General features: G+C 64.0%; 20 protein-coding genes. 6 read left to right on the top strand and 14 right to left on the bottom strand.

The features are described 5' to 3' along the window. Nucleotides 1-2: 2 nt before the first annotated feature. The 3 genes from CH289_RS16745 to CH289_RS16735 form a co-directional block, all read right to left on the bottom strand. The gene (locus CH289_RS16745; RefSeq protein ID WP_094728195.1) at nucleotides 3-1,505 is read right to left on the bottom strand and encodes a carboxyl transferase domain-containing protein; all 1,503 of its coding nucleotides are present in this window, start codon (nucleotides 1,503-1,505) and stop codon (nucleotides 3-5) included. Further along, nucleotides 1,502-2,701, bottom strand: a complete 1,200-nt coding sequence (locus tag CH289_RS16740) for a CaiB/BaiF CoA transferase family protein (RefSeq protein WP_020113139.1) — start codon at nucleotides 2,699-2,701, stop codon at nucleotides 1,502-1,504. The genes CH289_RS16745 and CH289_RS16740 overlap by 4 nt, the downstream gene beginning before the upstream one ends. 151 nt (nucleotides 2,702-2,852) lie before the next feature. Next, complete coding sequence (locus CH289_RS16735; protein ID WP_033190356.1) at nucleotides 2,853-4,226, bottom strand: SLC13 family permease; 1,374 nt, start codon at nucleotides 4,224-4,226, stop codon at nucleotides 2,853-2,855. Between the two features lie 194 nt (nucleotides 4,227-4,420). On the opposite strand from CH289_RS16735, the gene CH289_RS16730 reads away from it, so the two are divergent. Beyond that, complete coding sequence (locus CH289_RS16730; RefSeq protein ID WP_094620608.1) at nucleotides 4,421-5,119, top strand: FadR/GntR family transcriptional regulator; 699 nt, start codon at nucleotides 4,421-4,423, stop codon at nucleotides 5,117-5,119. Between the two features lie 465 nt (nucleotides 5,120-5,584). Here the strand turns inward: CH289_RS16730 and CH289_RS16725 are convergent, their stop codons facing one another. The 8 genes from CH289_RS16725 to eltD form a co-directional block, all read right to left on the bottom strand. Continuing rightward, complete coding sequence (locus CH289_RS16725) at nucleotides 5,585-6,085, bottom strand: ribose-5-phosphate isomerase (RefSeq protein WP_019667193.1); 501 nt, start codon at nucleotides 6,083-6,085, stop codon at nucleotides 5,585-5,587. Between the two features lie 3 nt (nucleotides 6,086-6,088). After that, entirely contained in the window at nucleotides 6,089-7,813 is a 1,725-nt protein-coding gene (locus CH289_RS16720; RefSeq protein WP_033190354.1) for a dihydroxyacetone kinase family protein, read from the bottom strand. 8 nt (nucleotides 7,814-7,821) lie between these two features. Further along, on the bottom strand, nucleotides 7,822-8,937 hold the full coding sequence (locus tag CH289_RS16715; RefSeq protein ID WP_019667191.1) for an ABC transporter ATP-binding protein: 1,116 nt from the start codon (nucleotides 8,935-8,937) through the stop codon (nucleotides 7,822-7,824). After that, a complete protein-coding gene (locus CH289_RS16710; RefSeq protein ID WP_033190353.1) occupies nucleotides 8,938-10,062 on the bottom strand; it encodes an ABC transporter ATP-binding protein in 1,125 nt (374 codons plus the stop codon). It abuts the gene before it with no gap. Next, on the bottom strand, nucleotides 10,063-10,929 hold the full coding sequence (locus CH289_RS16705; RefSeq protein WP_019667189.1) for a carbohydrate ABC transporter permease: 867 nt from the start codon (nucleotides 10,927-10,929) through the stop codon (nucleotides 10,063-10,065). A 4-nt stretch (nucleotides 10,930-10,933) separates the two neighbouring features. Continuing rightward, complete coding sequence (locus tag CH289_RS16700; protein ID WP_019667188.1) at nucleotides 10,934-11,881, bottom strand: carbohydrate ABC transporter permease; 948 nt, start codon at nucleotides 11,879-11,881, stop codon at nucleotides 10,934-10,936. Between the two features lie 24 nt (nucleotides 11,882-11,905). After that, nucleotides 11,906-13,282 (bottom strand): ABC transporter substrate-binding protein, encoded by a 1,377-nt coding sequence (locus CH289_RS16695; protein ID WP_020113133.1) that lies wholly within the window; start codon nucleotides 13,280-13,282, stop codon nucleotides 11,906-11,908. A 65-nt stretch (nucleotides 13,283-13,347) separates the two neighbouring features. Continuing rightward, nucleotides 13,348-14,439 carry an erythritol/L-threitol dehyrogenase gene (eltD, locus tag CH289_RS16690; protein ID WP_019667186.1) on the bottom strand — a complete coding sequence of 364 codons (1,092 nt, stop codon included), beginning with the start codon at nucleotides 14,437-14,439 and terminating at the stop codon, nucleotides 13,348-13,350. Between the two features lie 174 nt (nucleotides 14,440-14,613). On the opposite strand from eltD, the gene CH289_RS16685 reads away from it, so the two are divergent. Then, nucleotides 14,614-15,645: a sugar-binding transcriptional regulator gene (locus CH289_RS16685; protein WP_051104989.1), complete on the top strand. Its 1,032-nt coding sequence runs from the start codon at nucleotides 14,614-14,616 to the stop codon at nucleotides 15,643-15,645. Beyond that, nucleotides 15,642-16,412: an SDR family NAD(P)-dependent oxidoreductase gene (locus tag CH289_RS16680; RefSeq protein WP_094728194.1), complete on the top strand. Its 771-nt coding sequence runs from the start codon at nucleotides 15,642-15,644 to the stop codon at nucleotides 16,410-16,412. The genes CH289_RS16685 and CH289_RS16680 overlap by 4 nt, the downstream gene beginning before the upstream one ends. On the opposite strand, the gene CH289_RS16675 is transcribed toward CH289_RS16680, so the two are convergent. After that, nucleotides 16,397-17,878, bottom strand: coding sequence for an FGGY-family carbohydrate kinase (locus CH289_RS16675; RefSeq protein ID WP_020113131.1), 1,482 nt, complete (start codon nucleotides 17,876-17,878; stop codon nucleotides 16,397-16,399). The genes CH289_RS16680 and CH289_RS16675 overlap by 16 nt on opposite strands. A gap of 86 nt (nucleotides 17,879-17,964) precedes the next feature. Here CH289_RS16675 and CH289_RS16670 point away from each other — a divergent pair, with 86 nt between their 5' ends. Together CH289_RS16670 and CH289_RS16665 are read left to right on the top strand one after the other, a co-directional pair. After that, complete coding sequence (locus CH289_RS16670) at nucleotides 17,965-19,155, top strand: benzoate/H(+) symporter BenE family transporter (RefSeq protein WP_019667182.1); 1,191 nt, start codon at nucleotides 17,965-17,967, stop codon at nucleotides 19,153-19,155. Nucleotides 19,156-19,166: 11 nt separating this feature from the next. After that, on the top strand, nucleotides 19,167-19,655 hold the full coding sequence (locus CH289_RS16665) for an acyl-CoA thioesterase (RefSeq protein WP_037140396.1): 489 nt from the start codon (nucleotides 19,167-19,169) through the stop codon (nucleotides 19,653-19,655). A gap of 96 nt (nucleotides 19,656-19,751) precedes the next feature. On the opposite strand, the gene CH289_RS16660 is transcribed toward CH289_RS16665, so the two are convergent. Further along, nucleotides 19,752-20,774, bottom strand: coding sequence for a phosphotransferase family protein (locus CH289_RS16660; RefSeq protein ID WP_019667180.1), 1,023 nt, complete (start codon nucleotides 20,772-20,774; stop codon nucleotides 19,752-19,754). A 172-nt stretch (nucleotides 20,775-20,946) separates the two neighbouring features. After that, entirely contained in the window at nucleotides 20,947-21,360 is a 414-nt protein-coding gene (locus tag CH289_RS16655) for a hypothetical protein (RefSeq protein ID WP_094627369.1), read from the bottom strand. 286 nt (nucleotides 21,361-21,646) lie between these two features. Between CH289_RS16655 and CH289_RS16650 the strand changes: the two genes are divergently transcribed. Further along, the gene (locus tag CH289_RS16650) at nucleotides 21,647-22,843 is read left to right on the top strand and encodes an MFS transporter (protein ID WP_020113128.1); all 1,197 of its coding nucleotides are present in this window, start codon (nucleotides 21,647-21,649) and stop codon (nucleotides 22,841-22,843) included. Nucleotides 22,844-22,862: the final 19 nt, after the last annotated feature.

The raw sequence follows: 22,862 nt of genomic DNA, 5'->3' as shown, positions 1-22,862 counted from the left end.
GTTCAGGTAGTTGCCGACGTGCAGCCGATTCGGTTGAACCGTTTTTCTCGCGTGATGCGCCGCATCTCCGGGTCTTGCCCGACCAGGTCGGCGAGTTCGCGATGAAGAGCGACCCCGACTCGATCGCAGAATTGTTGCGATTCTTCTGCGGCGTCCGGCAATTCGGGAATGACGAGGTCGACGATTCCCGCGTCGAACAGATCCAGTGATCGCACTCCTTGCTTGGTCGCCATGTCAGCGGCGTGCGCGATGTCGCGGTGAACTATTGCGCTTGCCCCCTCCGGAGGCAACGGCGAAAGCCATGCGTGTTGGGCCGCCAGCACGCGGTCGGCCGGCACGAGCGCAAGAGCCCCTCCGCCGGTCCCCTGGCCCAGAAGCAACGAGACGGTCGGGGTGTCCAGATCGACCATATCGGCTATGCACCTGGCTATTTCACCGGCCAATCCGCCTTCCTCCGCCTCCTTGGACAGAGCCGCCCCCGCGGTGTCGATCACCGTGACAAGTGGGAGTTCCAGATCCTGCGCAAGTCGCATACCGCGTCGCGCCTCGCGCAGAGCCGCAGGACCGAGCGGCGTCGTCGCCGTTTGGGTCCGACGATCCTGACCGAGCAGGACGCACGGCATGTCACCGAAACGTACCAGCGCGAGAATCAACCCGGGGTCGGCTTCACCCTGACCGGTTCCATTGAGCGGCAACACGTCCGCTGCGGTGTTGAACAAAAGTTCGCGAACTCCCGGGCGGTCCGTCCTACGCGATGCGAGTACGGACGTCCATGCCGGTACGTCGTCGATTCTCCATTCCGGCGTATGGGAAGTGCGCGCACGGCAGGAGGGCGGGTCGGAAATGATGCGCAGTGCACGATCGACTATTTCGGCGAGTTGCTCGGGCGCTCGGATCGCGTCGACGAGACCGTGTGCCTGTAGGTTTTCCGAGGTCTGCACGCCCGCGGGGAACTCGGCATCGTAGAGCGCCTCGTAGACGCGTGGCCCGAGAAAACCGATCAGGGCACCTGGTTCGGCGACGGTGACGTGACCGAGGGAACCCCAGGACGCGAAAACCCCTCCCGTGGTGGGATTTCTCAAGTAGACGATGTAGGGCAGGTGAGCGGCCTTGTGTGCGGTGATGGACGCAGTTATCTTCACCATTTGCAGGAACGCCACGGTGCCCTCCTGCATCCGCGTCCCACCCGATGTCGGAAGCGCGAGAAGCGGTAGCCGCTCCGCAGTGGCCCGGTGCACTGCAGTCACGAGCCGCTCGCCCGCAGCCACACCGATCGAACCCGCCAGGAACGAGAATTCGCACACCAGAATGGCGACTCTGCGGCCCCGGATAGTGGCGGATCCTGTGATGACGGATTCATCGAGCCCGGTCTTTTCGCGGGCCGCTGCCAATTCCTCGGCGTACGTCTCGTCGACGACGTACTCGACGGCAGGTGTATCCCATGAGTCGAAACTGTCTGTGTCGACGACGATGTCCAGCAGTTCGTGCGCTGTCATTCTGGTCATCGGATCGCTTCTTTCAGCCATGCTCGGACGAGTTCGTCGTCGGCACCGAGGACCGGCGGGGCAAGGTGGCGGGTTTCGGTGACCTCGGTGCCGTCTGATTCGAAGAAGCGCAGGGGTGGTCCGGGGAGCGTGACGGTTCCCAGCGTTTCGTGTTGGACGTCGACCAGCAGACCTTGAGATTTGGTCTGCTCCCACTCGTAGACTTCCTGCAGGTTGCGTACTTTTCCTGCGGGAACACCGATCTCGTCGAGAAACTTCAACAGAGGTTCGGTCTCGTAGGTTCCGAAGATCTTCGATACCAGTTCGATGACCTCGAGACGCGACTCGACGCGCTGTGGGTTGGTTGCCATGCCTTCCAGATCAGGGTCGATGCCGAAGCCGTCGCAGAACCGGTGCCACAGTCCTTCGCTGCCTACTGAAATCTGAACTGCACCGTCCGCGGTGGGAAAGAGGCCGTAGGGACAGATGGACGGGTGATGATTCCCCTGCGCCTGACCTACCTCGCCCGCAACGGTCCATTTCGTCCCCTGAAAGGCGTGCACACCTACGATGCTGGCCAGCAACGAGGTTCGTACCACCTTGCCGCGTCCGGTGCGATCACGCTCGCGAAGTGCTGCGAGAACACCGAAGGCTCCGTACATGCCGGCGAGGAGATCGGCGATCGGGATTCCGACCCGCTGGAGATCGTCGGGTCCGGAGCCGGTCAACGACATCAGACCCGCCTCACCTTGCGCGATCTGGTCGTACCCCGAACGCCCGCCTTCTGGGCCGTCGTGCCCGAATCCGGTGATCGAGAGCACCACGAGACCGGGGTTGATTTCGGCCAAACGAGCGGGCGAGAATCCGAGCCGGTCCAGTACGCCGGTCCGGAAGTTTTCCAGCAGCACGTCGGCCTGCTCGATCATGTCGTGCAATGCCTCTCGGCCGTCGTCGGTCTTGAGATCGAGGGCGATCGATCTCTTGTTCCGGTTGGCCGACAAGAAGTACGTCGACTCGCGATCCACGCCCTCCGGGGCGACGAACGGTGGGCCCCAACCTCGGGTGTCGTCGCCGCCTTTCGGCGTTTCGACCTTGACGATGTCGGCGCCGAGGTCCCCCAGCATCATCGACGCGTGCGGTCCGGCAAGGGCGCGCGTCAGATCGATGACCACCGTTCCTTCGAGTGGTCCGGTTCTGCCTGTCGTGTTGAGCGGCATCGAAATCAACTTCTTCCGGGTGCGAGAGCGAGAGGTAACCTTGGCCTAGTGGCCCAGTGGCCTAGCCAATTTAATTGGACCAGCGATGCGAATGGATGTCAAGAATGTGTCCGCGACGCTTTCGGTAGGTCGCGACACACTGCGGAGGCCGCTACAGCCAACCGGGCACTACCAGCAGTCCCCAGGCAATGATCGGACCGAGTACCACAACGAGGGCGCTGTACTTCAGGATCTGTTTGTAGAACACGTCCTTGTCGATGCCTTGTGCGTTGGCCAGGACAAGAGCTCCGTTGGTCGAGAATGGGCTGACATCGACGATTGTCGAGGAAATGGCAAGTGCAACAATGACTCCCACGGCGCCTACTTCGCCGGCGAGCAGGAATGGGACCGCGAGCGGAATGGTGACACCGAGAATCGCGGTCGAGGAGGCGAACGCGGAAACAATGGCACCGATGTAGCACAGAAGCAACGCGACGAGGAGAGGTACTCCGATTCCCGCTACCGCGTCACCGACATACCCGACCGTTCCGGCTTTCTGTAGCACCCCGACAAATGTGAGCACACCGCCGATCAGGAGGACCGTCGACCAACTGATCTGATTGATCGCCCCTTTCTGCGCCTTCGGCGAGGCCAGAGCAAGGACTACCGCAACCGTCATGGAGATGAAACCGACATCCAGGTCCAGGATCAGCGAGAGCACCGCCAAGGACGCCAGGCCGATGAGCGTCAGAATCTGATCGAAGGTGACGGCCTTGACCGCAGTCGCCAACGGCGGGGCGTTCTCGACCGTCACCGTCTGGCCCGAAGGCTTCGGCGTACTCGATCCGAACCCACGCATGACCGTCGAGCGGCGTGCACCACCGCCGACCCCGCCTGTGTCGCCGTCGGGACGGGTGCCGTCGTCGTCGTGCACGCTGCGGCCGATCAGCGAGCGACCACCCAGGAACACGAACAGGGCGGCACCGATTGCAGCATTGAAGATGAAGCTACCGAGGAACAGTGTCAGCGGGCTGTTGGTGAGTCCGGCGTCGGCGGCGATGCCGTTGACCGTGACTCCGTAGATACTGATCGGCGAGAAGCCGCCGGCCTGAGCTCCGTGAATGACCATCATGCCCATGAGCAGGGCGTTGATCTTGTAGCGGGCAGCGAATCCCAGCGCAATCGGAGCCACGATGGCGACCGCGGCGGGCCCGAGTGCCCCGATCGACGTGAGCACCGCGGTGATGCCGAACATCACCCATGGAATCAGGGCGACGCGCCCCCCGACCAGGCGTACGGCACCCCGGACAAGTAAGTCCACTGTGCCGTTGTTCTGCGCTATCGCGAACAGGTAGGTGATCCCGACCAAGGTCAGAAACAAACTGCTCGGGAATCCGCCGATGATCTCGTCGGTACCCATACCCACGGCGAGGGTTCCGACGAAGAACGCTGCCACGAAGCCCAGCGCACCCATGTTGACGGGGAACACCGTGGCTGCAAGGAACATGACAACAAGAGCAAGGATTGGAATCAGCTCGGTCGACATCGAGGTCTCCGGTTCATCTGTGGCGTCACCGAAGCGGTTGCTTCGGCTGCGCAGTGGCCAATTGGACTAGCCACTGGGTCAATAAGGACTCAACCAGTGAAGTGGATCACTTGTCAACCCTCGATGTGCTCGTCGTTACTACCGAGCGGTCCGTTAAACTTGTAGGCCTAGAGGAACAGAGAGCGAGTGACACAGTGGCTGAGCAAATTCGCCCGGTGGCCAGGCCGCGGCTGTACGAAGTGATCGTCGAACAGCTCTGTGCACACATCGTCGATCGCGACATGAAGCTCGGCGATCGACTTCCCGCCGAACGCGAACTCGCTGCACAACTCGGCGTCAGTCGAGCATCCCTCAGCCAGGCACTCGTCGCTCTCGAGGTTCAAGGCATTCTGTCCGTACGTCATGGCGACGGAGCAGTGCTGGTTCGACGCCCCGTGGGAGATATCGCAATTCGTGCACTGCGCGAGCATGCCGACCGACTTCCGGAGGTTATCGAAGCCCGAGAAGCGCTGGAAGTGAAACTAGCGGAATTGGCCGCACAGCGTCGCAGCGACGCGGAGATGGCTGCCATCGATCACGCACTGTCCGTGATGGCGACCGAGATCACCGGCGGCGACCGCGGCGTGTCAGGCGACGAGATGTTTCATCGCGCTATCACCGACGCTGCACATTCCCCTCTCCTCGCACGCCTCATGGGCGAAATCGCGGAACTGATCCGCGAAACACGCATCGAATCCTTGTCGCAATCCGAGCGACCGAAAGCATCGCTCGAAGGCCACCGCCGAATCGCCGAAGCAGTACGAGCGCAGGATCCGACCACGGCAGGCAGAGCCATGGCTGACCACATCCGCCTCGTCTCCGACGTTGCACTACTGCGAACCAGCGAGGCATGAGGTAGACCTCCGCGCACTGCACCACCGACCGAAACGCTCGTGACACGGTCGAACCCACACCGATGGTCTGGTGGCCGTCGATTCCGGCAGACCAGGCGAGATCGGTGACTTCCGAAGTATTAAAAGGTGTCCCGGGGCAGCTCTGTACGGGTGTTCGTAACCGGGACGAGTCCACGGGCGGCCGCACCAATCGTCTAACCGTACAGTCGACTCCTCGCAGTCCAACCGATCTGGTGCGCAGCGTTGTGGGCCTTGTTCGAGGCGATCAGCATGCGTCCTGTCGGGCAATGGACCATCGGCTGCGCACTGCTCGCGTCGATCGAAATACCAAGTCTCGTCGTCTACATCCGACTGCCCACGGTTCGCTGCGCACGGCAGGAATAGGTTGCCAAAAATCCTTGAGGGTCGTTCGAGACCCTCTGCGCGACGGCGGGTTTGCCGCCCCGCCGTCGCATCCAGTTCTACTCAGTCGCACACCGCTTTCGCTGCGTCCTCCGCGGTTGCGAGGGAACCGGTTTCGTATTCTCCGATTGCCGCGACCTTCGCTGCTGATGCCGATGTCGGGTCGAAGGTGTAGCCCAGCCATTCCCTTGCCAGGCGACGCGCGAGTTCGATTCCGATGACACGCTGGCCCATGCACAGCACCTGGGCATCGTTGCTGAGTACGGCACGCTCGACCGAGAAGCTGTCGTGTGCCGTGACGGCCCTGATACCGGGAACCTTGTTGGCGCTGATGGCCACTCCGAGACCGGTGCCGCACACCAGCAGCGCACGGTCGGCCGACCCGTCGGCGATCATGCGTGCCGCGGTGACGGCCACGTGCGGGTAGGCGGTGTGCTCGTCGGTTCCGACGCCCACGTCGGCGACCGATTCGACTCGATCGTCCTTCTCCAGATCGGCCAACAGTGCTTGCTTGTACTGCAGTCCGGCGTCGTCGCATCCGACGACGATTCTCAGCTTGCTCATGATCTACAGTCCTTGCTTCGTGAAGAGTTCGGCGACGGTGGCGACGCACATGCTGAGCGACACCGCGCCCGCGTCGGGGGTCCCGACGCTTTTCTCGGCCAGGGGACGTGCTCGTCCCACCTTCGGACGGAGTTCCGCGGTGCGCTGCGCAGCGTCACCCGCCACGTTCACTGCGTCGGACCACGCAGTCCGCCAGTCACTTCCGCCGGCAACGGCTTTCTCGACGGCCCCGACGAACGGGTCGAGAGCGTCGAGCATTGTCTTGTCTCCCAGCGATGCACCGCCCAGGGATGTCAGGGCGTCGTACCCTGCTCGCAGTGCTTCGGCGACGGCCGCGTCGTCCGGTACGCCGTTGTTGCCCAGTCTGTTTCCGATGGCTGTCAGTGCGGCACCCCACAACACTCCGGAGGTTCCACCTGCTTTCGCTGCCCATGCCGAGCCTGCGGCCGCGAGCACCGATCCGGTGCCGCCGTCTCGGTTGACGGCATCGTCCGCGGCTTCACGTGCAGCAGCCGTACCCTTCACCATTCCTCGGCCGTGGTCGCCGTCTCCCGCGACGGCGTCGATGCGGCCGAGTTCGTCCTCCGCAGCAGCCATTCGCTCCGCCAGGGCTTCGAGGGACGATGCCACGAACCGAGCGCACTCCCGCGAATGCTCGTCGGACTCCGGCATTACCGCGGACGCAGCCTCGGCCACGTCGTCGGCCGACCGACGCTCCCCGGTATCGCCGGCGACAACTCCCTTGCGATAGGCGGGAGTGTCCGCCGGCGCGGTCCAGAACCTCTCGAGTTCGTCGTCGAGCCACATGACGGTGAGCGAGCAGCCTGCCATGTCGAGGCTCGTGACGAGTTCCCCCACTTCCGGGTCGACGACGGTGTATCCGTGCTCGCGCAGCCGACGCGACACCGTCTGCCACACGACGAACAGTTCCTCGTACTTGGTTCGGCCGAGCCCGTTGAGGATCACCGCGATGCGCTCGCCGCTGCCTTCGGGCTTCTCGGCGAGCACGCCATCGACGAGCAGGTCCGCAAGCTCGGCGGCAGTCGGCATGTCGTGGGAGGACACCCCCGGCTCTCCGTGAATACCGAGACCGAGATCCATCGTCCCCTTCGCCACCGTGAACAGTGGGTCCTGGGCACCGGGCATCGTGCAGCCGTCGAAGGCCACGCCCAGCGTGCGGGTGGCGTCGTTCGCGGCGATTCCGACCCGCTCGACACCGTCCAGGTCGTATCCCTCGTCGGCAGCGGCCGACGCGCACCGGAACACCGTGAAATCACCGGCGATGCCGCGCCTCTTGGCGATCTGATCCTTCGGTGCGCTGGCGATGTCGTCGGTGACCGCGAGGTACCGGGCGTCGATTCCCTCGGCGCGCAGCTTCTGCACCGCGAGACCGAAGTTCATGACGTCGCCCGCGTAGTTGCCCGTCGTCAGCAGCACTCCCCCGCCGCGCTCGACTGCACGCGCCACCGACGCGGCATCGTCGGCCGACGGCGAGGTGAAGATGTTTCCCACCACGGCACCGTCGGCGAATCCACGACCCACCACTCCGCAGAACGCCGGATAGTGCCCGGACCCGCCGCCGACGACAACCGTGGCCTTGCCCTCGGGTGTCGCTGTCGCGCGCACCACCCCGCCGGGGACACCGACGACGTACCGCGAGTTGGCGTCGAGGAATCCGTCGAGCATGTCCTCCATGAACGACGCTGGATCGTTGAAAAGCCTTGTCATGACTGGTCCTATCGGAGTCTGAGACCGGATTCGCGGTCGAACAGGTAGATGCGTTCGGCCGGAGCGGAGAGCGCGCATCGATCGTGGCTGCGGTAGCTTTCGCGTGCGGGGGTCTGCACCAGAAGTTCGCCGCCGCCTGCGACGGAAATTTTCGCCTGGCCGAACTCCATCAGGTGCTCGAAGTAGTCCACCGACGCCGCAATCTGCCCGTCACCGGCCACGCCCGCGACGATCGACGCGTCCTGCGGGCGGATACCGACCTTGACGGATGTGCCGTCGGAGACATCGGTGACGTTCACCGACAGTGTGCCGTCCCCGATTTCGACGACACTGGACGTTCCCGAACGACGGACGACACCGTCGAGAACGTTGATCTGCGGCTCGCCGACGAACCCTGCGACGAACAGATTGGCCGGATCGTCGAACACTTCGTCCGGAGTGCCGAACTGCTGAATGACTCCGCCGTCCATGACCGCCAAGCGGTCCGCGAGGCTGAGCGCCTCGACCTGGTCGTGGGTGACCACGATCGTGGTGTACCCGAACTCGCGCTGCAACATCTTGAGTTCGCGTCGAACTCGTTGGCGTGCAGAGGCATCGAGGTGCGAGAGCGGCTCGTCGAGGAGCAGCACCGGAGGGTTCCGAACGAGGGCCCGCGCCAATGCGACGCGCTGCTTCTGGCCACTCGACAGTCCTGCCGGACGCAGCTCGAGTAGATCCTCCATCTCGAGCCTGCGAGCGATGGAGTTCACGAGCTCGTCGGCACCCTTGACCTTGCGTGCCTTCAACCCGTACGCGAGGTTCTCACGAATGGACAGCGGCGGGTACAGCGCGTAACTCTCGAATCCGACCCCGACCTCACGTTTTCCGGGCGGAAGGTCCGTGATGGTCCTGTCGCCGATGCGGATCTCTCCACTCGTGACCGTCTCCAGGCCCGCGATCATCCGCAGAGTCGTGGTCTTGCCGCATCCGGACGGGCCGAGGAGCGCAATCAGTTCACCGGGCTCGATGGTGAGATCGATGCCCTTGACGGCCTTGAATTCTTCCCGCCCACGCGACGAGTAGGTCTTGACCAGGTTGTCGAGCGTCAGGCTCTGCGCGACGGTCGTGGTGTGTACGGCAGTCATCTACTGCTCCTTGCTGTCTGCCGCGCCCAGGCGACGAGTTTCGACGTCCGACGCCCCGTCGGTGCCGTCGAAGATGTGGATGTCCGACGCGTCGACCGACACGGTCACCGTCGCACCTTCGGTGATGTGACGTCCGCCCTTCGACAACGCGATGAGAGTGGTTCCGCCGAGATCGACGGACACCTCGACGTCGCGTCCGAGACGTTCGGCGAGTACGACGGTGCCCTCGAAGTTCACCTTCCCCGGCTGCGTCGACGCCTGCGCGAGCACGTCGACGTCGCAGGGCCGAATGCCGATGCGCGCGTTGTCCCCTCTCGACAGCATTGCCGGAGCGGACACCTCGATGCTGCTTCCCAGCACGCGCAGCGATCCGTCGTCGACGGTTGCGTCGTAGAGGTTGATCTCGGGCTGACCGAGGGCCTTGGCGACGAACGTGTCCGCCGGTGTACGCCAGATGTTCTCGGGAGTATCGACCTGGACCACACGCCCCTCGCGGAGGATCGCGATGCGATCTCCCAGGGCGAGGGCTTCCTGATAATCGTGGGTGACGTAGACGGTGGTGGTCTTGGACATCTCACCCAACTGCCTCAGTTCGACGCGCATGGCCGCACGAAGCTTCGCATCGAGGTGCGAGAGGGGCTCGTCCAGCAGGTAGACGTCGGCCGGACGGACCAGCACGCGACCGAGCGCGACACGCTGACGTTGACCGTTGGACAGCTCGCGCGGAAACCGCTTCAGCAGATGGTCGATACCGAGAGTCGTCGTCACGGACTTGATGCGTTCGGTCTGCTCGGCTTCGGTGTACTTGCCGGTGCGGCCGGACTTCAGCGGCGATGCCAGGTTCTCCGACACGGTCTTCTGCGGGTACAACGCGTAGCTCTCGAACGCCATCGCGACGTTGCGGTGGTACGGCTCCACAGCTGTCATGTCCGTGCCGCCGATGTGGACGGCACCTTCGTCGACCTCGACCAGTCCTGCAATGGACTTGAGCGTCGTGGTCTTGCCCGCCCCGGACGGACCGAGGATGACGAAGAACTCGCCGTCCGCGATGTCGAGATCGAGTCCGTCGATTCCGATCTTCTTGCCGTACTTCTTGCTCAGTCCTTTGACTGCAAGCTGTGCCATCTAGGATTTCACCGCCCCGAACGAGAGACCGCGAACCAGGTAGCGCTGAATGGTGAGCGCCAGGATCAGCGGTGGGAGTGCTGCGATGACTGCTGCCGCCGCAGTGAGGTTGTAGTAGGCCTGCCCGCCACCACCGAGATACTTGGTGATCGCGACGGTGACCGTGCTGGCGTTGCTGTCGGACAGGATGAGCGGGAAGACGTAGTTGTTCCACGCGAAGATGAAGGCCAGCAATGCAGCTGCAGCAATGCCGGGGCGCACCAAGGGGAGCGCGACCATGACGAATGCCCGCGAGCGGGTGTACCCGTCGAGAAGCGCGGCCTGTTCCAGATCCTCCGGCAGATCCTGGAAGTAGGAGCGCAGGATCCACACGACGAGCGGCATGGTCACCAACTGCAGCACCCAGATCATGCCGACCTTGGTGTCGAACAACCCGATCTGGTTGTAGATGACGAACAGCGGCACGATCACCATGAGCTCGGGCGCGAATCGGAACGAGAGCATCTGGAACATCAGATCGTTGCTGCCCTTGTACTGCCAGCGACCCGCCGCATAGGCGGCGGGGATACCGATGACGAGCGAGACGATGACCGCGCCGCCGCAGTTGATGAGGCTGGTGAGCAGAGACGACGTGAAATCGACGCTGGTGAGGTCGGTTCCGCGCTGGCTGAGCACGGTTCCGAAGTTCTCGAACGTCGGCGTGAAGGAGAAGTACGTGCTCGTCTGCTCGGCGTCGGACTTCAGCGCCAGTAACACCATCCACACGATGGGGAACAGCGAGAACACGAACCACACCAGCAGTACGACGTCCGCGGCGACCGAGGCCGGGGTGAACCGGCGCTGCCCTGGAAGCAATTCCTTTGCCATGATGTCAGTTCTCCGCTCCAGCGGCGCGCCGCTGTGCTTTGCCGAGCACGCTCACGAGGAAGCGCGCGGTGATGAACACGAGGATCCACAGCAGGAACATGTAGGTGCTGCCGCGGGAGTAGTCGAGGTTGATGATCGAGTCCTCGAACGCACCGATCTGCAACGAACGGGTCGCGACACCCGGCCCACCGGCCGTCAGAACCCATGGCACGTCGAAGAACTTGAGGTTGTCCATGAAGCGGAAGATCACCGCGACGAGGATGTACGGCCACAGCATCGGCAACATGAGCCGGCGGAACATGTAGAACCAGCTCGCGCCGTCGACCTCGGACGCTTCGAACGGTTCCTTCGGCAGGGAACGGATGCCGGCGAGAACGAGAATCGCGACGAACGGCGTGAAGATCCACAGGTCGACGAGGATCACCGAGAACAGCGCGTTCTGACTGCTCAACCAGTCGAACGTGTTGCCCAGTCCCAGAACGTGATTCAGCACACCGAACTGCGGGTTGAACATCAGCTTCCACACCACCGCGGCGATCACCGGCGCGATCATCAGCGGAAGGATCAGCACCTTCTCGAAGATGCGGCCGACGATCGACGACCGGTTGAGCAGCAGCGCGATGATCACGCCGATGACGGTCTCCACGATGGTCGCCACCACTGCGAACGTGCCCGTGACGCGCACGCTCGACCAGAACTGCGCGTCACCGAGAACGCTGGCGTAGTTGGCGAAGCCGACGAACACCGGGTTCGGGTTCACGGCAGCGTAGTTGAGGAACGAGTACCACGCGCCGACGAAGAACGGGTACAGAATTCCGACGACGATCAGGACGGCGGGAACCGACAACAGATACGGACGCAGCCGACGACGCCACCGCGGCACCTCGGGCTTGGCCGTGGAACCTGGAACAGGCGCGCCCGTCGAACGCGAAGGCTCAGTGCGCGTGGCCATGACGTACCTCTTTCTGAAAAGTCATCACAGGTTCACCTTCGAGGTGTTGGTTTTCGCCAGTCCGTCGAGCCGGGACTGAGCGTCGTCGCCGCCGTAGATGTCCTGGAGTGCCGACGCCCAGTTCTGCGTGGTGTCGAAGAACTTCTTCTGCGGAGTGAACTGAATCTTCGACTGGTCGATCACGGTCTCGAACGTCTCGAGATAACCCGCTTGGTCGGCGACCTGGTCCTTGAAGACACCGTCGAACACGGACTTGCGGACCGGGTCGGCGTAGATCCCGCCCTGAACAGCTTTCGACATCGCTTCCTTGCCCGTGGCCCACTGCATGAACAGCCAGGCTGCGTGCTTGTTCTTCGACATCGAGTTCATCGCCAGCGACCACGTCCACAGGTTCGTGGCGTAGCTGCCGTCGGGACCTGCAGGACCGGGGTACCACCCGATGTTGCCTGCCTGTGCCGACGCACCCGGCTTGTTCTTCGGGTAGGTCGCACTGTCGGCGTCGAACACCATCATCGCTTTGCCGTCACCGAGATCACCGGTGGCGTTGGGGTAGTCGTAGGACGTCCACGACGTCGGTCCGGCCTTGTGCTGCATCTCGATCCACTTCTCGGTGAACGCAACTGCCTTCTCCGAGTTCATCCGGGCCTGCAACTCGCCGTTCTCGAAGACGTAGTCCTGCGCACCTTCACGCGTGAACTGGGTCATGAAGCCGGGGTGAATCGTCGCCCACGACTTGGACCCGCGAGTCGCGATTCCGTAGCGGTTCTGCGAACGATCGGTGAGGTCGATGGCCAGCTGCACGAAGTTGTCGAAGGTGTCCGGCAGCGTGATGCCGTTGTCGTCGAAGAACTTCTTGTTGTACGCAACGACGTTGTTCTCGAATCCCCACGGCAGCGCCCACTGACCACCGGTACCGAGCGGTGAGCCCTGCTCGAAATCCCAGCTGGTCGACGTGCGCAGACCCTCGTAGATGTCCTCGAAGTCGTACTCGGCGCTGGTGGCCGAACTGTTCTGCAACCAGGGGTTCAAGTCCTCGAGCCATCCGGGCGGGCCGTACTGCCAGATGAAGTACGCCCCCAGCATGAAGACGTCGTGTTTGCCGGTACCGCCGGCAAGTTCGGTGTTGAGCTTGGTGAAGTAGTCCGCCTCGGGCACCAGGTCCGCATTGACGGTGATGCCGGTCAGCTGTTCGAACTCGGCGAGCAGCGGTTGGAACGACTGCTGGTACGGATGCGGGGTCTGCAGGATGTTGAGGGTCGTACCCTCCACGGCCTTCCAATCGAACGACCCGCTCACTTCGCCGGCGCCGTTGACGGCGTTCACGCCACCTCCGACTCCGCAGGACGACAGAATCGGCACCGACGCTGCGGCGACGCCTGCCAGCCCCATCGCGCGGAGCATGTCCCGCCTCGAGAATTGACGATAAGTCATGGGTAAGTCTCCAAAGTGCTTCGTGCAGGAGCGAATCAGGACGGAATCAGCGAAACCTTGACCGACTCTGCGCCGCTTCCGACGAGGTCGAGACCCTTCTGGAAGTCAGCGAGGGGTAGTTGATGGGTGCAGATCTTGTCCATCGGCAAGACACCGGACTCGATCATGCGGATGGCTGCGGGCCAGCAGTACGGGCCGAGATGCGCGCCGAGAACGTCGAGTTCCTTGTCGTCGGAGATGATCGACCAGTCGACCGTGACATCGCTTCCGAAGACGCCGTATTCGACGTACGTGCCGAGCTTGCGAAGCAGGTTGAGTCCCTGCGGAACGGCAGTGGGATGTCCTGTCCCTTCGAGGTAGACGTCGGCGCCGTATCCGTCGGTGAGGTCCTTGACGATCTTCTCGGCATCCTCGTTGCGGATGTCGACGACGATGTCAGCGCCGCATTCCTTCGCGAGCGCCAGCTTCTCCGGCTGCATGTCGAGCGCGATGACATGCGCGGGGTTCTTCGCCCGTGCGCCGGCGATCATACCCAGGCCGATGGGGCCGCATCCTGCGACGACGACGACGTCGTCGAATGTGATCCCTGCCCGCTCGACGGCGTGCAGCGAGCAGGACAGGGGCTCGGTGAATGCTGCGTGCGCGGCGGGGATGTCCTTGGACACTTTGTGCACCAATGCTTCTGCGGGGTACACCATGTAGCTGGCCATTGCGCCGGGGGTGCGACGCTTGAATCCGTACAGGTCGTGCGGCGCGCACATGTGGTACTGGCCGCGCAGGCAGAAGCGACACTTCCAGCACGGCACGATCTGCTCCGACACCACACGGTCACCGACCGAGACGTTCCACCTGGCCGACGCCTCGTCGTCGATCACAACGATTTCACCCACGAATTCGTGACCGGGAATGACGTCGGTCTCGGCCCAGGCGGGTCGGTTCTCGTCGCCCCAGAACTTCGCTGCGCCGTGGTAGCACTTGAGGTCGCTTGCGCAGATCCCGACCGCCTCGACGCGAACCAGGGCTTCGCCGGGCCCGGGTACCGGTACCGGCACTTCCTCGAGCCGGTAGTCCTCCGGGCCGTGGCAGACCACAGCCTGCATCTTCTCCGGGATTGTCGTGTCCGGCATCTATGACTCCTCGTTCAGCAGTTTCGTGTCCGCGCGGTCGTCGCGGGTGAGGCGAGACATTGCCTGTCGGCGATGTGTTGGCGCTCACATTAACGAACAGGTATACATATGTCCAGAACGAATGTTCAGCAATTCAAACTCCGTGCACATATGTTCAGTGGGATACTTCCGACCATGGCGATCACAGGATCTGCGAGCGAGAACCCCCTGTCGGGCCAATCGGCCGACGGGAGCCACTTCGCGCCGACCTTGCTCTACACGGCGGCCAAGCTCTACTACGACGAGGACGCCACTCAGGCCGAGGTCGCCGCCAAACTCGGAACCAGCCGAGCGACGGTCAGCAGACTTCTCTCCGAGGCGAGGCGTCAGGGAATCGTTCGTATCGAGGTCGTGCCACCGAGCAACTACTCGCAGGACGATCTGGCGGACAGCGTTGCGTCCGCCCTCGGCCTCGAGTACGTCTACCTGTCGGCACCCCTGCCCCCGGCCACGCCGTCGAAACCGACGGTCGATCTCATGGGTCGCTACCTCGCTCCCGCAGTGTCCAAAGCACTCGCCGCGGTCGGGCTCGTCCCCGGCGACATCCTGTTGGTCTCCTCCGGCAGAACCGTGTACGAAGTGGCTCAGTTCGACCTGGACAGAATCCCGGGAATCCTGGTGGCTCCGACCGTCGGCGGCAACGACCAGCCCGAGGAGTGGTACCAGACGAACGAGATCACCAGACTGATCTCCAACAAACTCGGCGGACGAGCCAACTACCTGTTCGCACCCGCGCTTCCCGGTGCCGATCTGTACTCGATCATCCACTCGGACCCCGCAATTCAACGCGTGCTCGAACTCTGGCCCCAGGCCCGGTGCATCCTGATGGGCGTCGGGGCACCTCCCCTCCTGCGCTCCGACATACCCCGCTTCGTCCCGACCGACTCCGCATCACTGCGAGACTCTGTCGGCGACGTGTGCTCACGCTTCTACGACCGGGACGGAAACTCTGTCGAGTTCCCCGGCTCCGATCGTCTGATCGCGGTGGAACTGGATGCACTGCAGAAGATTCCGGTCGGGATCGCGGTGGCAGTCGGGTCGGACAAAGTGGTGCCGATCGTCAGCGGCGCGCGAGCGCACTTCTTCAATCGACTCGTCACGGACCCGGCGACCGCACAGGACATCCTGTCCCACATCACGACACTCGACGAGGAAGACACGGCATGACACCTACGATCGACCGATCCACGACTCCGAGCCTCGACGGCAAACGCGTGCTGATCACGGGCGCAAGTCGCGGCATCGGCGCCGACATCGCGCAGACGTTCGCCGCGGCAGGCGCGCGCCTCGTTCTCTCCGGTCGAGATCACGAATCGCTCGAAAGCTCCTCTCGCACACTCGACACCGAGACCGCCATCGTCGTCGCAGATCTGTCGACAGCAGCGGGTCCGGACACGCTCGCCGCCGACGCCGTCGACGCATTCGGCGGCGTCGACGTACTCGTCAACAACGCCGGAATCTCCTACCCGGAAACGGTGGACGCACTCGATACAGCGCACTTCGACGAAGTGATCCAGGTCAATTTGAGAGCCCCGTCGTTGCTCGCAGCGCGTATCGGCCGAGCAATGGCGGACGGCGACGGCGGATCCATCGTCACCGTCGCATCGGCCGCGGCACTACGACCACTCCCCGAGCACTACGCGTACTGCACGTCCAAAGCCGGACTCATCATGGCCACCAAAGTGCTCGCGCTCGAACTCGGTGGGCGAGGCGTCCGGGCCAACTCCGTCTGCCCCACAGTAGTTCTCACCGACATGGGCCAGAAGGTATGGGGCGACCCGGTGAAATCCGCACCGATGCTCGCGCGGATCCCCTCCGGCCGATTCGCCGAGCCGTCGGAGGTGTCGGCGACTGCGCTGTGGCTCGCCTCCGACGCGTCGGCGATGATCAATGGAATCGACATCCCGGTCGACGGCGGTTACCTGGTCAGTTGAGCGCCCGCGTGCACGATGTCTCGCGTCGCCGGGTAGAGCTGGAGCCAACTGGCATACAGGTCGTCGTACAGGGCGCGGTGTGCAGGATTCGGCGGCACCTCGGATGCCACGGTGGCCCAGTCGGTTTCGGGCGATACCTCCCCGACCCCGATAGCGGCCAGCAGGCCGTCACCGTAGCTCGCCCCGATGGCCTGCTCGGTGACGAGCTGCGTCTGTCCGGTGATGTCGCTGAGCGCCTGCGCCCACACCGGACTCCGCAGCCCACCACCCACGGCGACGGCTCGGTTGACCGGCGTGGCCGCGTCGTCGAACATCTCCAGAATCTGCCTGATACCGAAGGAGATTCCCTCGTACGCAGCCCGGAAGATATGACCTCGTCCATGCCGAAGAGTCAGTCCTGCCATCACACCGCGGGCATCGGCGTCGAACACCGGCGTTCGCTCGCCTGCGAGGTACGGCAGGATCAACAACCCCTCGGCCCCTGCTGGAACGGCCGATGCCTCACGCATCAGCTCCTCGAACGGCGCTCCACCGGTGAGTGTCCGAAGCCACGTGGTCAGTGAACCGGCGGTGGATGTTCCCGCCGCGAGTGCATACGTGCCTGCCTGCACTCCCGTGGTGGTCCACAGCGCAGAATTCGTGTGATAGTCCGCCAACACCTGCACCAGGAACATCGTCGATCCGTACATCAACATCAGATCACCCGGATGCCGCACTCCCACACTGAATGCCTCGGCGTACGCGTCGACAGTTCCCGCCACCACGGGCGTGCCGACAGGGATGCCGGACGCAGCACTGCCGCGCGCATCGACATGTCCGACGACCTCGCTCGGCCACGCCAACCTCGGCACCTCGAGTCCGCCCAGAACTCGGTCGATCCAGTCTGCGTTCCAACCGAATTCACGAACCGAGTAGAGAGGGTCGCACTGACTGGCCGTGTGATGGTCCTGCACGTACTCACCGGTGAGCTTGGCGACGATGTACGAATTGGATCCGTACCACCGTCTCGCACGATCGAACACCTCCGGCTCGTTCTTGCGAACCCACTCGATCTTCGGCCCCACTGCCTGACTGGACAACGATTTGCCACATCGCTCCAGAATGGCGTCGGCACCGAAATGCTCGGTGAGCTCCTCGATTTCGCACGAGGCCCGTGAATCGATCCCGTACAGGATCGCCGGCCGCACCGGACGCAGTTCGGAGTCGGTGAGCACCAGACACGGACCGACCCCACTGACACAGACGCCCGCGACCTCGGAACCCGACGGAACCCGGTTCATCAACGCCGATGCGATGACGCACACGTCACCCCACCAGACCGCATCCGCATCCACTTCCGCCCAGCCCGGGTGCGGTAACGACATCTCGTGGGCTCGCTGCTCCGAGGCGAGAACCTCTCCGTCGGCGGTGACGAGGACGCCCTTGCTGCTGCCGGTGCCCATATCGATTCCCACGAACAACTTCACGATTGCAACACTAACGGAGCACATCGGCCGCTGTGGCCGGTAAGCACGCATCCACGATTACCGGCGTACCCCCACACAGGGCATCATTGCTGTTCGTGGCAGAGCCGACCCGATCGACACCGAGCGCACTTCAACCGATCCTCGCGGGCATCGTCGCCGCGCTCGTCGGTTTCACCAGTTCGTTCGCCGTGGTGCTGACCGGTCTTCGCGCGGTGGGCGCGTCACCGACGGATGCAGCGTCGGGGCTCCTGGTGATCTGCGTGACTCAGGCTCTCGGAATGATCTACCTCTCCCGGCGGTATCGCCAACCCATCACCCTTGCCTGGTCGACGCCCGGTGCCGCGCTGCTGGCCGGGACAGGAGCGGTGGCCGGCGGGTGGCCCGCTGCCGTCGGCGCGTTTCTCGTCGTCGGCGCATCGGTGATCACCACCGGGCTGTGGCCGCGTCTCGGCGCACTGATCACGTCCATTCCCACATCTCTCGCGCAGGCGATGCTCGCGGGTGTCCTGTTGCCGCTATGCCTGAAACCGGTAACTGCATTCGCCGCATCACCCGGGGCGATCGCACCGGTCATCGTGGTCTGGCTGGTGCTGCAGCGTTACTCTCCGCGGTGGGCCGTTCCCGCTGCATTCGGCACCGCAGCCGTGGTCATTGCCATCGATGTCGCTGTCGCGCAGCGTATTCCCCCCGCCGCGGACTTGATTCCGCACGTCGCCTTCACCGCACCGGACTGGACGTGGCAAGCAATCGTCGGGATCGCGCTGCCGCTGTACATCGTCACCATGGCATCGCAGAACATCCCGGGCGTCGCCGTCATGAAGTCCTACGGATACGACGTACCCTGGCGGCCCGCGATGGGGGTCACCGGCCTGGGAACGATGGTGGGCGCACCGTTCGGTGGGCACGCCGTCAACCTCGCAGCCATCAGCGCAGCCCTGGCCGCGGCGCCGCAGGCGCACCCCGACCCCCAGCGTCGCTGGATCGCAGCATCGTCGGCAGGCTGGTTCTACCTTCTCCTCGCAGCATGTTCGGCTGCCGTGGCGACTCTTGTGTCCGTTGCGCCTGCCGGTGTGGTCGAAACCGTTGCCGGACTGGCGTTGCTGGGCACGCTCGCCGCCTCGCTCGCCGGTGCCCTGAAAGACGAGAACGGGAGGGAGTCGGCCGTTCTCACGTTCGTGATCGCGGCGTCGGGCATCGGCATCTTCGGTATCGGCTCCGCCTTCTGGGCGTTGGTCGTCGGCCTCGTCGTTCGCTGGGTTCTGGCGCGCGGCCGATAGAGTCAGCAACCATGACCGCCTCCGCCGGCCAGCGAGCCGAACGCAACACCGCCGCCGAGTACCCGGCCCTCTGGCCGATCGCCACGCGGTGGGACGACAACGATCACTACGGGCACGTCAACAACGTCACCTACTACTCGTACTTCGACACCGCGGTGAACGGTTGGCTGATGCACACCACAGGCGTGGACATCAGGGCACTGGATGCCATCGGTGTGGTCGCCGAGACGTCGTGCAAGTACCACAGCGAGTTGTCGTTCCCCGACGCCCTGCAGGTCGGCCTGTCGGTCGAGAAACTGGGCACCCGCAGCATCGTCTACGCGCTCGCTCTGTTCCGCGAAAGCCCGGGCGACGAGCTGCACCTGGCAGCCACCGGCCGATTCGTCCACGTGTACGTCGACGCGCAGACGCGTCGTCCCGTCGCCATTCCCACCGAGATCGAAGCCGCCGCCCGCACTCTTGTGGCCGGGAGTGGAGCCGGCAGGAACGACCCCAGCTAGACCGGGAGTGGAGCCGGCAGGAACGACCCCAGCTAGACCGGGAGTGGAGCCGGCAGGAACGACCCCAGCTAGACCGGGAGTGACTAGGCGGAGATTTCAGAGGCCGATGTCGTCGGCGGTGCTGAGAGCCCGGGCGATGATGTCGTCGATGAGGGTCGTCGTGGGAGAACCGGCGTCGGCGCGGTTGCGGGCGTCGGCTTCCGCTCGTCGCATGACGCCCTCGGCGATGATGGACAGCTTCCACAGCGCGAGCACCTGCCAGAATCCGACGGCTGTGACGTCGCGCCCCGTCTTCGCTGCGTAGTCGGCCGTCAATTGCTGTCGGGTCGGGAAGCCGGGCAAGGTCGAGGCCATGAACGGCCCTGCGACGGCGTCGCCCGCTTCCGGCCAGTAGGCGAGGAGCCCGCCGATGTCCGCGAGTGGATCACCGAGCGTGCACAGTTCCCAGTCGACGACGGCCACGATGTCACCGGCGGTGGGTGAGGTGATCACGTTGTTGAGGTGGAAGTCGCCGTGCACCAACGTCAGTTCTCGTTGATCCGGGATGTTCGCTGCGAGACGCTCGGCGAGAGTGTCGATTGCCGGTACTTCACGTGTCTGCGTGTGCTGCCACTGTGTTCGCCAGCGCTTGAGTTGCCGCTCCGCGTACGGCTTGTGGCTGGCCAGGTCCGTGAGCCCGACGCTGTCGAGGTCCACCCGGTGAATGCTCGCGAGCGCGCTCGTCATGCTGGATCCGATTGCCCGGCGAATGTCGGGTGCGGTGGCCTCGGCTTTCTGCACCGAATCGAGCACGACGCCGTCGACGTAGCTCATGAGCACCAGAGGCACGTCGGACACCTGTGAATCCTCGGTCACCGCGATCATCTTGGGGACCGGAACACCGGTGTTCTGCAGGGCGGTGAGGATCCGGTATTCCCGGACGACGTCGTGTGCGGATGCCAACAACGTGCCGAGTGGCGGCCTCCGCAGTACCCAGCGACTACCGCCGGCGTCGGCGACCGCGTACGTGAGGTTGGATTGTCCGTTGCCGACCCTGTCGTATGTCAGCGGGGCCACTGCACCGATGCCGAGGCCTCCGATCCATTCGGAGACGGCGTCGAAGTCCACACCTGTCGTCATACGCTCGAAGGTCCTTTCACTTGCGAATCAACACTCGTCACTGTCGCACGGACGACGCGTGACCGAGCGTGGATTCGCCGAACAACGAGCTGCGACGTGTCGTACGACGAGCGACGCCGCGGACGCACCCGTGTGGGCGTCCGCGGCGTCGAATGGATAGTGAGAAGTACTCTCAGCTGGCCTTCGGGAGCTCGGTGTCGGCGGCTGCGTCAACGATCGGGGCGGAAACGTTCACGTCCTCAGGGCTCAATTCCGTGACGTCGCGGCGAGCGGCCACCTCGTCGACATCACCGACGAGCAAGGACACCAGCGCGTCGGGCTCACTCGTCCACGCCGCGGACATCGTGCGCATCTCGGACGGGGAGAACAGCCCGCTCATACGAAGGGCGTCGATCCACTCGGCGACGGCGTCCGGCGTAGCCGCCGGAATGGACTCGCGGTCGAGGCGAGCTACCTCGAACTCGCACGAGAAGAACGCGCGCATCATCTCCAGCTGAGAAGAGGACAGCGGCGCCGAATCGACTGCGGCGTCCAGCACTGTGGGTGTCGCGTCCGCGAGATCCTGGCGGGTGTGTGCGAGGGTCATGATGTCTCCTTCGATCGGCGTCGCTGTGCGGTGCCAGGTCAGCCGCTCGGCCTAACCTTCTCGGCACCGTTCTCAGATCGTTACGAAGAGATTTGTAACGAATTTGCACTCCTGTCCGATTCATCGAAACTACGCTTCCGCTCGGTTGTGTCGCCAGACCAAACCGAATGATGTGATAAGCGTCACACGAGTCGCCGGCATCCGGCGACTATCCAGCTACGAATGCTTACCAAGATCGTCCACCCACGACCTCTCACCGCGGGCTCGACGCAAACAACCAGGTAGCGTGCGTGCAGTGATCGACAAGGCCGCAATCTCGACAGCCGCTGCCCGCCGCGCCCGCGCCGCCGTTTTTGGAGTGTTCGCCGTCAACGGCTTCCTCTTCGCTATCTGGGTCGTGCACATTCCGACCGTCGAGCGTCAGGTCGGTATCTCGCACGCCACCCTCGGATCGCTGCTCCTCGTCTTGGCGGGCGGAGCGATCGTGGGGATGCAGGCCGCCGGCCCGTTGGCCGACCGATACGGCAGTTATCGAATCGTTACTGTCGCCGGAGTGCTGCTGTCCACCGCAGTCGTCGGTCCGGCGCTCGCCACGAATGCCGCCACCTTGGGTGCAGCGCTCTTCGTGTTCGGCATCTTCAACGGTGCTCTCGACGTGTCCATGAACTCTCAGGCAGTGGACGTCGAGCGCGTCTACGCGCGACCGATCATGTCCGCATTCCACGCTCTGTTCTCGGTCGGTGGCGTCGTGGGTTCACTCGTGGGAGCCGCCACCCTGTCCATCGGCATCCCGATCCTGTCGACCACGATCGGAGCAGCCGTTGTCGGCATCGGCGTGTTGGCCTGCTGCCGCCCCTTCCTGGTCCCCCGCACGTCGCCGCACACCGGGGAGTCCGAAGCCGACGGTTCCGCGCGGGGCCGATTCTCTCCGCGCGTCCTGGCGCTCGGAGCCCTTGCGTTCGCCCTCCTTCTGTCCGAAGGGGTCGCCAACGACTGGAGCACGTTGCAGGTGAAGGAGCACCTCGCCACGTCGGACAGCACCGCAGCTCTCGCCTTCGGATTCTTCGCGACGATGATGACCGTCGGCAGGTTCTGTGCGGATCGAGTCAGCGCGCGCTTCGGCCCGGTCGCGGTGGTCAGGTACGGCAACGCGATCGCGGCAGCGGGGATGGCTCTGGTCTTGGTCTCGGACGTGCTGCCGCTGACGCTCGCCGGATGGGCGTTGTTCGGCCTCGGATTGTCCGGCAGCGTTCCGCAGATCTTCACCGCCGCAGGCAACCTCGGAGGCGGCGCGGCGACCAACATGTCTCGCGTCGTCGGAATGGGATACGTCGGGCTGCTGGCCGGACCTGCGATCGTCGGCTGGATCGCCCACTTCGTGTCCCTCACCTCGGCGATGGCTGTCCCGTTGGCGCTGACGATTGTCGCTGCAGCCGCCGCGGGAACTGTTCGACCGCGCACGGTGTTGCCCGAACGGGATTGACGGAACCTTCACACCGCAC

This window comes from Rhodococcus sp. RS1C4, assembly GCF_002258225.1.
Lineage (GTDB): Bacteria > Actinomycetota > Actinomycetes > Mycobacteriales > Mycobacteriaceae > Rhodococcoides > Rhodococcoides fascians_E.
The sequence above is the reverse complement of the archived record's forward strand: the minus strand, read 5'-3'. Positions and strand labels throughout refer to the sequence as shown.